This window comes from Rhizobacter sp. P1_G5, from assembly GCF_056405435.1.
This window is the reverse complement of sequence record NZ_JBFUCB010000147.1, coordinates 1-11,137: the sequence shown is the minus strand read 5'-3', so window position 1 is coordinate 11,137 and position 11,137 is coordinate 1. Positions and strand designations below refer to the sequence as shown.

The 11,137-nt window shown below is 70.1% G+C and carries 13 protein-coding genes; 7 read left to right on the top strand and 6 right to left on the bottom strand.

Annotation, left to right across the window (positions count from 1 at the left end):
- Positions 1–197: 197 nt before the first annotated feature.
- On the bottom strand, positions 198–1,844 hold the full coding sequence (locus AC1D12_RS12870; RefSeq protein WP_477840780.1) for a 3-(methylthio)propionyl-CoA ligase: 1,647 nt from the start codon (positions 1,842–1,844) through the stop codon (positions 198–200).
- 146 nt (positions 1,845–1,990) lie between these two features.
- Between AC1D12_RS12870 and AC1D12_RS12865 the strand changes: the two genes are divergently transcribed.
- The 6 genes from AC1D12_RS12865 (at position 1,991) to AC1D12_RS12840 (ending at position 6,793) form a co-directional block, all read left to right on the top strand.
- Positions 1,991–3,499, top strand: coding sequence for a protein adenylyltransferase SelO (locus tag AC1D12_RS12865; protein ID WP_477840778.1), 1,509 nt, complete (start codon positions 1,991–1,993; stop codon positions 3,497–3,499).
- The gene (gene msrB / locus AC1D12_RS12860; RefSeq protein ID WP_047504229.1) at positions 3,496–3,933 is read left to right on the top strand and encodes a peptide-methionine (R)-S-oxide reductase MsrB; all 438 of its coding nucleotides are present in this window, start codon (positions 3,496–3,498) and stop codon (positions 3,931–3,933) included. Before AC1D12_RS12865 ends, msrB begins: the two co-directional genes overlap by 4 nt.
- Before the next feature lie 36 nt (positions 3,934–3,969).
- Positions 3,970–4,653, top strand: a complete 684-nt coding sequence (locus AC1D12_RS12855; protein ID WP_047504233.1) for a septation protein A — start codon at positions 3,970–3,972, stop codon at positions 4,651–4,653.
- Between the two features lie 2 nt (positions 4,654–4,655).
- Positions 4,656–4,922 (top strand): BolA family protein, encoded by a 267-nt coding sequence (locus tag AC1D12_RS12850; RefSeq protein WP_047504237.1) that lies wholly within the window; start codon positions 4,656–4,658, stop codon positions 4,920–4,922.
- 101 nt (positions 4,923–5,023) lie between these two features.
- Positions 5,024–5,848, top strand: a complete 825-nt coding sequence (locus tag AC1D12_RS12845) for a peptidylprolyl isomerase (RefSeq protein WP_465111941.1) — start codon at positions 5,024–5,026, stop codon at positions 5,846–5,848.
- Positions 5,849–6,052: 204 nt separating this feature from the next.
- A complete protein-coding gene (locus tag AC1D12_RS12840; protein ID WP_465111940.1) occupies positions 6,053–6,793 on the top strand; it encodes a hypothetical protein in 741 nt (246 codons plus the stop codon).
- Here the strand turns inward: AC1D12_RS12840 and AC1D12_RS12835 are convergent.
- The 3 genes from AC1D12_RS12835 to AC1D12_RS12825 are packed head-to-tail and all read right to left on the bottom strand — an operon-like array spanning position 6,777 to position 9,053.
- On the bottom strand, positions 6,777–7,967 hold the full coding sequence (locus AC1D12_RS12835) for an amidohydrolase (protein WP_477840774.1): 1,191 nt from the start codon (positions 7,965–7,967) through the stop codon (positions 6,777–6,779). The genes AC1D12_RS12840 and AC1D12_RS12835 overlap by 17 nt on opposite strands.
- Entirely contained in the window at positions 7,954–8,652 is a 699-nt protein-coding gene (locus AC1D12_RS12830; RefSeq protein WP_465111938.1) for an HAD-IA family hydrolase, read from the bottom strand. Before AC1D12_RS12830 ends, AC1D12_RS12835 begins: the two co-directional genes overlap by 14 nt.
- Positions 8,653–8,666: 14 nt before the next feature.
- Positions 8,667–9,053, bottom strand: coding sequence for a helix-turn-helix domain-containing protein (locus tag AC1D12_RS12825; RefSeq protein WP_465111937.1), 387 nt, complete (start codon positions 9,051–9,053; stop codon positions 8,667–8,669).
- A 176-nt stretch (positions 9,054–9,229) separates the two neighbouring features.
- Here AC1D12_RS12825 and AC1D12_RS12820 point away from each other — a divergent pair, with 176 nt between their 5' ends.
- Entirely contained in the window at positions 9,230–9,580 is a 351-nt protein-coding gene (locus AC1D12_RS12820; RefSeq protein ID WP_465111936.1) for a cupin domain-containing protein, read from the top strand.
- Here AC1D12_RS12820 and AC1D12_RS12815 read toward each other — a convergent pair.
- A complete protein-coding gene (locus tag AC1D12_RS12815; RefSeq protein WP_477840771.1) occupies positions 9,562–10,722 on the bottom strand; it encodes an NAD(P)/FAD-dependent oxidoreductase in 1,161 nt (386 codons plus the stop codon). The genes AC1D12_RS12820 and AC1D12_RS12815 overlap by 19 nt on opposite strands.
- On the bottom strand, positions 10,715–11,137 hold a 423-nt coding region (locus AC1D12_RS12810), incomplete at its 5' end, for a (2Fe-2S)-binding protein (RefSeq protein ID WP_477840769.1). The genes AC1D12_RS12815 and AC1D12_RS12810, both read right to left, overlap by 8 nt.

The following is an 11,137-nucleotide window of genomic DNA, read 5'->3' as shown; positions in this document are numbered from 1 at the left end:
GTTTCATGGCCCGCGCGCGCCAGCGCGCTTCGTGCACTGACTGTCGCCCACTGTTTGACCACAACGAACGAAGTGAGTGGCGGGAGTTTGGGCGACGGGCCATGAAACCAGTCAGCGCAGGGGAGTCTTCGCCCCGCCAGGGGCGAAGACCGCTGCGACGGCGAGCCCCAGACTCCCCGCCCGCGCCTTCACCAAATTCAGGCAGTCGGCAGCTTGTAGGCCTTGAACTGATCCCGCAGCTTCAGCTTCAGCATCTTGCCGGTGGCGGTGTGCGGGATCTCGTCGACGAAAGCGACGTCGTCCGGAATCTGCCATTTCGCGATGCGCCCCTCGAACCAGCCGAGCAGCTCGCGGGCTTCCAGCGCGACGCCCGGCTTGCGCACCACCACCAGCAGCGGCCGCTCGTCCCACTTCGGGTGGGCGCAGGCGATCACCGCCGCCTCGTGCACGCCCGGGTGGCCCATCGCGATGTTCTCCAGCTCGATCGAGCTGATCCACTCGCCGCCGGACTTGATCACGTCCTTGCTGCGGTCGGTGATCTGCATGAAGCCGTCAGGGTTGATCGTCGCGACATCGCCGGTCGGGAACCACGATTGGCCGTCGACCTCGACCAGCGGAGACTCCTTCTGCCCGAAGTAGCTCTGGATCACCCACGGCCCGCGCACCAGCAGGTTGCCCGATGCGGTGCCGTCCCAGGGCAGCGGGCGCCGGTCGTCGTCGACGATCAGCATGTCAACGCCATAGACCACGCGGCCCTGGGTTTCCAGCAGCTTGTGGCGCGCCGCGTCATCGAGGCCCACGTGCTTCGCCTTCAGCTTCGACAGCGTGCCCAGCGGCGACATCTCGGTCATGCCCCAGGCGTGGATCACCTCGACATGGTGCTCCTCTTCCAGCGCCCGCATCATCGACGGCGGGCAGGCCGAGCCGCCGATCACGGTGCGGCGGAAGCTGCTGAACTTCAGGCCGTTCTGCTTCACGTAGTTCAGCAGCCCGAGCCACACCGTCGGCACGCCGGCGCTGAAGGTGACGCGTTCCGTCTCGAACAGCTCGTACAGCGACTTGCCGTCGAGGTGCGGCCCCGGCAGCACCAGCTTGGCGCCGACCAGCGCGCCGGCATACGGCAGGCCCCAGGCGTTGACGTGGAACATCGGCACGACCGGCAGGATCACGTCGGCGGCCGAGCAGGCCATCGAATCGGGCAGCGCCGCCGCGAAGGCGTGCAGCAGCGTCGAGCGGTGGCTGTACACGGCGCCCTTCGGGTGGCCGGTGGTGCCCGAGGTGTAGCAGATGCTCGACGCGGTGTTCTCGTCGAACTGCGGCCAGGCGTAGTTGCCGTCCTCGGCCTCGACCAGCTCTTCGTAGCAGGCCAGGTTCGGCAGGGGGCTGCCGGCCGGCATGTGCGCGCGGTCGGTCATCAGCACGAAGTGCTTCACCTGCCCGAGCTGCGGCGCGAGCTTCTCGACCAGCGGCAGGAAGCCGAGGTCGAAGCACAGCACCTTGTCCTGTGCATCGTTGGCGATCCACGCGATCTGCTCGGGAAAGAGCCGCGGGTTGATGGTGTGGCAGACGAGGCCCGAGCCGGAGCTGCCGTAGTAGACCTCGAGGTGGCGGTAGCCGTTCCAGGCCAGCGTCGCGACGCGGTCGCCGGCCTCGCAGCCCAGCCGGGCCAGCGCCTGGGCGAGCTTGCGCGAGCGCAGCTCCAGCGCCTGCCAGGTGGTGCGGTGGATGTCGCCCTCGCAGCGCTTCGAGACGATCTCGGTGTCCGCCGCATGCCGCGCGGCATGCACGGCCAGCGAGGAGATCAGCAAGGGCATCTGCATCATCTGGCCCATCAGGCGTGACATCGACTTCTCCCGGGTGATTCGTGCGCGTCAGCGCGCAAAACGTTTGTCTTCGACGCGGGAATGATAGGGAGGCGCCACCACCGGCCGGCTGGCTGTTTACCCGTAAAAAACTCGTGCCGCGGCACGGTCATTACACTTTCGGCCCTATGAGCGCCCTGCCGATTCCCGCCGCGATCGCGGCCCCGCTGCCACCGCTGATGGGCGCCGACTGGCCCAACCGCTTCGCCGCGCTGGGCGGCGAGTTCTTCACCGAACTGCCGCCGCAAGTCCTGCCCGACCCGCACTGGGTGGCCTGGAGTGCCGATTGCGCCCGCCTGCTGGGCCTGCCGGGTGATATGCCCTCCGACCCGCGGCTGCTCGCCGCCCTCAGCGGCAACCTCGCCGAGGCGCCGATGCAGCCGCTGGCCAGCGTCTACAGCGGCCACCAGTTCGGCGTCTGGGCCGGCCAGCTGGGCGACGGCCGCGCGCTGTGGCTGGGCGAGCTGCAGACGCCCGCCGGGCCGATGGAGATCCAGCTGAAGGGCGCCGGCCTGACGCCCTACTCACGCATGGGCGACGGCCGCGCGGTGCTGCGCTCGTCGATCCGCGAGTTCCTGGCGTCGGAGGCGATGCACGCGCTGGGCGTGCCGACGACGCGCGCACTCAGCATCACCGGCTCGGCGCTGCCGGTGCGGCGCGAGGAGATCGAGACCGCCGCGGTCGTCACGCGCGTCGCGCCGTCGTTCATCCGCTTCGGCCACTTCGAGCATTTCGCGCACACCGAGCCGAACGTCGACGCACTGCGCCGGCTGGTCGATTTCGTGATCGACATCGGCTACCCCGAATGCCGCGGTGCAGCACAGCCCGCCGTCGCGCTGCTCGAGGCGGTGGCCCGGCGCACCGCGCGCCTGATGGCCGACTGGCAGGCCGTCGGCTTCTGCCACGGCGTGATGAACACCGACAACATGTCGATCCTCGGGCTCACGATCGACTACGGCCCGTACGGCTTCCTCGATGCGTTCGACCCCGGCCACGTCTGCAACCACTCCGACCACCAGGGCCGCTACGCCTATGCGCGCCAGCCGAACGTCGCGTTCTGGAACCTGCATGCGCTGGCCCAGGCGCTGCTGCCGCTGATCGGCGAGCAGGACGATGCGCTCGAGGCGCTGGAGGCCTACAAGAGCGAGTTCGCCGCGACGCTCGATGCGCGCATGGCCGCCAAGCTCGGACTGTCTGGCGTGCAGGACGGCGACCGGGCGCTCGCCGAGGGCCTGCTGCAGCGCATGGCCGCCGACCGCGCCGACTTCAGCATCACCTTCCGCCGGCTGGCCGGCTTCGACAGCCGCGACGGCGCCACCAACAGCGCGCTGCGCGACCTCTTCATCGACCGCGAGGCCTTCGACGCCTGGGCACGGAACTATGCGGCGCGGCTGCGCTCCGAAGGCAGCGTCGATGCCGAACGCGCCTTGCGGATGAACCGGGTGAACCCCAAGTACGTGCTTCGCAACCACCTGGCCGATACCGCGATCCGCGCGGCACGGACGGGTGATTTCAGCGAGGTACAGCGGCTGCTGAAAGTTCTGTCCGCGCCCTTCGACGAACAGCCCGAGCACGCGGCGTATGCCGATTTCCCGCCCGACTGGGCGCAACACATCGAGGTGTCCTGTTCATCATGAGTTCGAACGACCACGACCACCGCCCCGGCGACGACAGCCCGTACGCCGTCGCCAAGACCGACGCCGAATGGCGCGCCCAGCTGAGCCCGATGCAGTACGAGGTGGCGCGCCACGCCGCCACCGAGCGCGCCTTCACCGGCAAGTACTGGGATCACTTCAAGGCCGGCCGCTACGATTGCGTCGGCTGCGGCACGCCGCTGTTCGCATCCGACACCAAGTTCGACGCCGGCTGCGGCTGGCCGAGCTACTGGGAGCCGATCAACAGCGAGGTGATCGAGCGCGTGGTCGACCGCAGCCACGGCATGGTGCGCGTCGAGGTGCGCTGCAACAACTGCGGCTCGCACCTGGGCCACGTCTTCGAAGATGGCCCGGAGCCGACCGGCGAGCGCTTCTGCATCAATTCCGCGGCGATAGACTTCGCCCCCAAGCCGTAACTCCGGCCGCCACTTCGTCCCCGTCGACGCTCCCTGATGACCCTGCTGCTCGATTTCCTGCCGCTGCTGCTGTTCTTCGGCACCTTCAAGTTCGCCGATGCCAACAAGGACGCCGCGGCGGCCTTCGCGAGCGAGCATTTCGGTTTCCTGGTCTCGGGCGGCAGCGTCGGCCCCAGCGAGGCCGCGGTGCTGCTGGCCACGCTGGTGGTGATCGCCGCCACCTTGCTGCAGGTGCTCACGCTGAAGCTGATGCGCCGCAAGGTGCACACGATGCTGTGGGTCACGCTGGCCCTCGTGGTGGTGCTGGGGGGCGCGACCATCTGGTTCCACAACGCCACCTTCATCATGTGGAAGCCCAGCGTGCTGTACTGGGTGATGGGCTTCGCGTTCTGGTTCAGCCAGAGCGTGCTCGGCAAGAACATCCCGCAGAAGCTGATGGGCGAGCAGCTGGTGCTGCCGGCCGCCATCTGGCAGCGGCTCAATTTCGCATGGGTCGCCTTCTTCGGGCTGATGGGCCTGTTGAATCTCTACGTGGCCTACAGCTACACGCAATCGACCTGGGCCACCTTCAAGGTGTTCGGCGCGACCGGGTTGATGCTGGCGTTCGTGCTGGGCCAGGGCGTCTACCTGAGCCGTCACCTGCCCGATGACGACAAGGCGGCGCCGCCGGCCGATCCGGCCCCGGAGCCGACGAAGGAACCGACCCAGGAGAGGGGTTGAGCATGTCCGTCAGTTCGCACGAGATCGAGGCCGCGCTGCGCGAAGCGCTGCAGCCGGAAAGCCTCGCGATCACCGACGACAGCCACCTGCATGCCGGCCATGCCGGTGCGCGCGAGGGGCGGCATTTCAGCGTGCAGGTGGTGAGCGCGCAGTTCAACGATCTGTCACGTCTGAAGCGGCACCGCCTCGTATATGATGCCCTGCGAACCTTGATTCCGCGCGGCATCCACGCCCTTGCCATCGAGGCCCGCGCACCGGGTGAACGCTGATCCGAAGACGTGACGGTGGCCCGAAGGGGTCCCACGGCAGCCCCCCGATATCCAATCCCATAGCGCACCCATTCGATTCCCCGTTGAAAGGCCATAAGCCCATGAAGAAGTCGACCCTTGCCCGCCACGCTTCGATGCTGGTGATCAGTGCTGCCCTGCTCGTGCCGGCGGCGATGGCCCAGAACGTGGCGATCGTCAACGGCAAGCCCGTGCCGAAGTCGCGCGTCGAAGCGCTGATGGCGCAAGCCACCAAGCCCGGTCCGCAAGGCGCCCAGCCGCGCACGGCCGAACTCGAAGCGCAGGTGCGCGACGAGGTCGTGCTGCGCGAGATGTTCATGCAGGAAGCCGAGAAGCGCGGCCTGACCAACAGCAACGACTACAAGCAGCAGCTCGAGCTGGCCCGCCAGAGCATCCTGATCCGCGAGCTGTTCAGCGACTACCAGAAGAAGAACCCGGTGCTCGACGCCGACGTGCAGGCCGAGTACGACAAGTTCAAGGCCCGCTCGGCCGGCACCGAATACCACGCCCGCCACATCCTGGTCGAGAAGGAAGAAGACGCGAAGGCCCTGATCGCGCAGATCAAGGGCGGCGCGAAGTTCGAGGACCTGGCGAAGAAGAATTCGAAGGACCCGGGATCGGGTGAGAACGGCGGCGACCTCGACTGGGCCAACCCCGGTTCGTACGTGCCCGAGTTCTCGCAGGCGATGATCAAGCTGAAGAAGGGCGAGATGACGCAGGAGCCGGTGAAGTCGCAGTTCGGCTACCACATCATCAAGCTGGAAGACACGCGCGATGCGCAGGTCCCGTCGATCGAAGAAGTGAAGCCGCAGATCCTGCAGGCCCTGGGCCAGCAGAAGCTCGCGAAGTTCCGCGACGAGATCCGCGCGAAGTCGAAGACGGACTACAAGTTCTCGACCGCGAACTGAGGCCGGTCGGCTTTCGACAAGGGGCGCCTGCGGGCGCCCTTTTTCATGGCGCCGCGCGAGCTTCGCGTGCGTTTCTGCAACGCAAAGTAGTGCAACGGCGAATGTCGTCTGGTTCATCCGCGACAAGGCGGCAGTCTGCACGCTCCCGGGGCGAGCCGTCCACGTAGGCTCGGGGTGTCTTTCCACGCAGTACGTTCCAAACCCATGACACCCGCCCAAACCAAGATCTCCCTGCCCACCTCCTTCCTGTTGGCTTCGACCCTGTGCGCGGCGCTGACCGCCTGCGGCGGCGGCGGCGATTCCACGCCCGCCGCGACGACCACCCCCACGACGCCTGCCGCGGCCAGCTTTGCCGGCTGCTTCGAGATCACCGAGGGCGTGGCCTACACCGTGACCGATCCGGGCGGCGTCCCCGACGGCGTCCGGATGGCCAAGGAAACCTTCGAGGGCGCGGTACGCAACGCTGCCGTGGAGTTCACGGACGCCACCACCGTCCGCAGCAACGCGACCTACTGGTCGCAGGACGCGAACGGCACCCGTCTGCTGGGCGGGATCCTCTACGACGCCAACGGCAACGCCATTGCCAAGGCCGTGCGCTCCGACGGCTTCACGCTGCCGCTGACCATGCAGGCCGGCGACTCCAAGACGCTGAACTACACCGAGGTGACCACGGTGCTGGCGGGCGCGTCTGCGGGCCATACCGAAACGGCTTCCTGGCAGGAGACCTGGACCTTCGAGGGCTACGAAACGGTGACGCTGGCCGGCAAGACCTTCACGGACGCGTGCCGGGTGAAGACGCTGGATGCGGACGCGGCGGCGAACGGCGACGGCCCGTCCACGCTCTGGTTCGCCAAGGGATTCGGCATCATCCGCGCCCTCCACACCAACAGCGCCGGCGCGACCGTGGAAGACATCAAGGTCGAGACCATCACCGCCCAGCCCTGACCCGGCCCGGCGCCAGCTCGCGCTCCACCAGCGCCGTGAACCAGCCGATCCCCAGCGGCAGCGCCGCATCGTTGAAGTCGTAGCACGGGTGGTGCAGCGGCCGCGTCGGCCGCGGGGCGGCCTCGCCGGCGCCCTGCCCCAGCCACAGGTAGGCGCCGGGGCGCACCTGCAGCATGAACGCGAAGTCCTCCGACGTGAACGCCGGGCGCGCCGCCACGCCGGCCTGCAGCCCGCAGGCCCGGGCCGCCGCCAGCGCCGTCTCGGCCTCGGCCGCACTGTTGACCGTGGCCGGGTAGTAGCGCGTGTAGGTCACCTCGATCGCCGTCTCGCTGGCCTGGGCCACGCCTTGCGCGACCGCGCGCAGCGCCGCCTCGATGCGGTCCTGCGTCGCCGCATCGAAGCTGCGCACCGTGCCGGTGACGGCCACCTCGGCCGGCAGCACGTTGTGCGAATGCCCGCCCTCGATGCGCGTGACCGACAGCACCGCCGACTCGCCCGGGTCGATGCGCCGCGCCACGATGGTGTTGAGCTGGGTCACCAGCTGGCTGGCGGCGAGGATCGCATCCGGCGTCTGGTGCGGCTGCGCGGCATGGCCGCCCCGGCCGCGCACCAGGATGTCGAAGCGGTCCGCGGCCGCCATGATCGGGCCGGCGCGCGTCTGCGCCTGGCCCAGCGGCAGGTCGGGCCAGTTGTGCAAGGCGTACACGGCATCGCTCGGGAAGCGCTCGAACAAGGCATCCTGGACCATCGCGCGCGCCCCGCCATGGCCTTCCTCGGCCGGCTGGAACACGAAGTTCACCGTGCCGGCAAAGCGCCGGCTGCGCGCCAGCTGCCGCGCCGCGCCCAGCAGCATCGCGGTGTGCCCGTCGTGGCCGCAGCCATGGTGCACGCCGGCCACCTGGCTGGCATGGGCCAGGTCGCTGCGCTCCGCCATCGGCAACGCGTCCATGTCGGCGCGCAAGGCGAGGCTGCGCCCGGCCCCGTGGCGCAGCACGCCCACCACGCCGGTGCCGCCCACGCCCTCGTGCACCTCCAGGCCGAGTTCACGCAACGCTGAGGCCACGATCCCCGCGGTGCGGTGCTCCTTGAACGCCAGCTCCGGGTGCGCATGCAGGTCGCGCCGCAGCGCCTGCAGGGCCGGCAGCAGGTCGGCGATCTCGTCAGTGCCCGGCATCGACCGCATCCGCCAGCTGGGCCAGCGTGTGGAAGTGATGGTCGGGCCGGGTCAGCTCCTGGACCTCCAGCGTGCCGCCGAAACCGGGCTGGCCGTGGCGCCGCTCGATCCAGCAGGTCGCAAGACCCAGCCGCTTCGCGACGCCGATGTCGTGGTACTGGCTCTGCGCCACGTGCAGGTTGTCGGCGCGGGTGAAGCCGCGCGTGCTGAGGCGGCCGCGCGCGAACGCGAAGAACTGCGGGTCGGGCTTCTCGCACAGCGCGTCGTCGCAGCTGACGCTGTCGTCGAACGGCATCTCCAGCGTCTTCTCGAAGTGCGACAGCGCCCAGCGCTGCGCATTCGTCATCGCGACCAGCTTGAAGCGCGCGCGCAGCCGCTTCAGCGCCGCCACCGAATCGGGGAACGCCGGCCACACCGCCACCGAGTCGCGCAGGCCCTCGGCCAGCGCGGCCGAGTCGGGCAGGCCGAGGCCGGGCGCGATCGCATGCCACACGCGCACCAGGTCGTCCGGGTACCAGCCGGCGGCGTCGCTGGCCCGGGCCCGGCGGTAGGCGGCGAGGAAGGCGTCGTCCGTCACCGCGGCGCCGGGCACCGCCTGGCGCAGGTAGCGCAGCATCCCGCCCTCGAAATCGATCAGCGTGCCGACGACGTCGAAGGTGAGGACTTTGAAGTTCTGCAAGGGCATGGTGGTTCGTTCCGTCAGGGGTTGATGGCGCAGGGAGAAGACTGGCGCGACTGGTACTGCCCCGGCGTCATGCCGCAGACGCGCTTGAAGCGGCGCGACAGGTGGCTCTGGTCGCAGAAGCCGGCCTCGCTGGCCGCACCGGCCAGCGTCGCGCCCTGGCGCAGCAGGGCCTGGGCATGGCGCACGCGCTGCAGGTCCACGTAGCGGTGCGGCGCGATGCCGACGCGCTCGCGGAACACCGTCGCGAAGCGCCATACGCTCAGGCCGGTGAGCGCGGCCAGCCCCTGCAGCGACAGCGGCTCGGCCAGGTGGGCGTCGATGTAGGCCAGCACCGGCGCCATCGAGTGCGTGCGGCGGCGCGGCGGCGCGGGCGCGGCGGGGTCGTTCGGGAGGCTGCACATGCCTTGCAGCTTAAGAGCGGCCCGGCCGCGCGCGGCACCGTTCAGCGCCTGCAGCGCAGCATCGAATTGCGTTGTGCGTCACGCGGCGCGCAGATCCTGCGGTACGACAAGGGCGTCCTATCGGCACGGCGGCGTGCCGGCCAGACTGCGCGTCTCTTTCACTCCCCGCACCCGCCATGACGATCCAGATCCTCCGCCAATCCGCCACGCTCCCCGGTCTGCAGGACGAGGGCCCGGTCGCGCGCCCGCTGTCCGAGCCGGCGAGCACCACCCGCGGCCTGGCCGTCGAACTCGCCGGTGCCGGCGGCAACCGCAGCGGCCTCTGGGAATGCACGCCCGGCCGCTTCGAGCGCCAGCTGGTGCAGGCCGAGGTGATGCACATCCTGGCGGGCGCCTGCAGCTTCACGCCGACCGGCGGCCAGGCGCAGCAGATCCGCGCCGGCGACACGCTGTTCTTCCCGGCCGACACAACGGGTGTCTGGCACATCACCGAAACCCTGCGCAAGGTCTACGTGGTCATGGCCTGATCCTGCCGCGCCGCCGCGAAGCGCCCGATCGAGAACGCCTCGATCGGCGTCGACGTGCGCCCGGTCGCCAGCAGCTCGGCCATCACCTCGCCGACGCCCGGGCTGATCGCAAAGCCCTCGCCGTTGAAGCCGAACGCGTAGTGCAGCCCGGGCACGCGCACGCTCGGCCCCAGCACCGGCACCGCATCGCCGGTGTAGCCCTCGATGCCGCTCCAGACGCGGATCAGCTGCACGTTCTCGAACGCCGGCACGAAGCGGCGCAGCTCGCGCAGCTGGCGCAGCGTGTTGTCGGGCAGCACCTGCGAGCGCACCGGATCGCACAGCGCCGGGCCCTTGAGCCCGCCGCCGAAGACGATGTTGCCGCGCGCGATCTGGCGGAAGTACAGGCCCTCGGTCTCGATCGGCGTCGACACCCCGATCGACGGCCCGATCGCATACGGCAGCGGCTCGGTCACGCCCATCTGCGGGCCGCGCGCGTCCAGCGGCACCGGCTCGCCGAAGGCCTGCGCAAAGCGCGCCGACCAGGCCCCGGTGGTCACCAGCAGCTGGGCCGCTCGGTAGCGGCGCCCGTCGACCGTGTGCGCGACGAACTCGCCGCCCTCGCGCTCGACCTGCGCGACCTCGCTGTGCTCGTGGATGTGCGCGCCGGCGCGCTGCGCCGCGCGCGCGAAGGCCGGCCCGGCCAGGCGCGGGTTGGCATGCCCGTCCAGCGGCGACAGCGAGCCCGCCACCACCGCATCGCTGAAGATGCCCCAGCGCTCGCGCAACGCCGCGGCGCTGAACATCTGCAGGTCCAGGCCGAGCGGCTGCACCTCGCGCACGTGCTGTTCCAGCCGGGCCGCCTGCTGGTCGGTGTAGCAGACGCGCAGGTGGCCGTAGGGCACGAACTCGAGGTCCTCGCCCAGCAGCTCGTTGACGCGGCCCCACACGGCGCGCGCGCGGTTCGCGAGCGGGATCTGCTCGAGCGCGCGGCCCTGGCGGCGCACGTTGCCGAAGTTGGTGCCGCTGGCCTGGCGCCCGATCAGCTCGCGCTCCAGCAGCCGCACGCTCAGGCCGTGCCGGCGGCGCAGGAACAGCGCCGTCGTCGTGCCCATCAGGCCGCCGCCGATGACCAGCACGTCGCTGCGCAGGACTTCACTCATCGCCGGCCTCCTGCGTGCTCATCAGCAGCGGCTTCACCGGCGCCTGGCCGCGCAGCCGGCCGACCTGCTCGATCGGGATGTGCGCGCTCGCGGCGACGATCTCGGCCGCCGCATGGGCACAGAAGCGGCCCTGGCAGCGGCCCATGCCGACGCGGCTGAAGGCCTTGRCGCGGTTCAGCTCCTGGCTGCCCAGCGCCCGCACGCTGTGGCGCAACTCGCCGGCCGTGACGGCCTCGCAGCGGCAGACGACCGCGTCGTCGGGCAAGGCCGCCGCGTGCGCATGCGGCCACGGGAAGGCCTGCGCCAGCCCCGCGCGAAAGCCGTCCATCGTCGCCAGCGTGCGCTGCAGGGCGGCCTGCTCGGCCGCGAAGCGCGCGCGCCCGCCCTCGTGCCCCAGGTCGTGCAGCGCGGCCAG

Excerpts from the sequence above, each read along its gene's own strand:
- AC1D12_RS12845 (WP_465111941.1), top strand. The coding sequence starts at position 5,024 with ATGAAGAAGTCGACCCTTGCCCGCCACGCTTCGATGCTGGTGATCAGT.
- AC1D12_RS12865 (WP_477840778.1), top strand. The coding sequence starts at position 1,991 with ATGAGCGCCCTGCCGATTCCCGCCGCGATCGCGGCCCCGCTGCCACCG.
- AC1D12_RS12825 (WP_465111937.1), bottom strand. The coding sequence starts at position 9,053 with ATGTGCAGCCTCCCGAACGACCCCGCCGCGCCCGCGCCGCCGCGCCGC.
- AC1D12_RS12840 (WP_465111940.1), top strand. The coding sequence starts at position 6,053 with ATGACACCCGCCCAAACCAAGATCTCCCTGCCCACCTCCTTCCTGTTG.
- AC1D12_RS12835 (WP_477840774.1), bottom strand. The coding sequence starts at position 7,967 with ATGCCGGGCACTGACGAGATCGCCGACCTGCTGCCGGCCCTGCAGGCG.
- AC1D12_RS12850 (WP_047504237.1), top strand. The coding sequence starts at position 4,656 with ATGTCCGTCAGTTCGCACGAGATCGAGGCCGCGCTGCGCGAAGCGCTG.
- AC1D12_RS12830 (WP_465111938.1), bottom strand. The coding sequence starts at position 8,652 with ATGCCCTTGCAGAACTTCAAAGTCCTCACCTTCGACGTCGTCGGCACG.
- AC1D12_RS12815 (WP_477840771.1), bottom strand. The coding sequence starts at position 10,722 with ATGAGTGAAGTCCTGCGCAGCGACGTGCTGGTCATCGGCGGCGGCCTG.
- msrB (WP_047504229.1), top strand. The coding sequence starts at position 3,496 with ATGAGTTCGAACGACCACGACCACCGCCCCGGCGACGACAGCCCGTAC.
- AC1D12_RS12870 (WP_477840780.1), bottom strand. The coding sequence starts at position 1,844 with ATGTCACGCCTGATGGGCCAGATGATGCAGATGCCCTTGCTGATCTCC.
- AC1D12_RS12855 (WP_047504233.1), top strand. The coding sequence starts at position 3,970 with ATGACCCTGCTGCTCGATTTCCTGCCGCTGCTGCTGTTCTTCGGCACC.
- AC1D12_RS12820 (WP_465111936.1), top strand. The coding sequence starts at position 9,230 with ATGACGATCCAGATCCTCCGCCAATCCGCCACGCTCCCCGGTCTGCAG.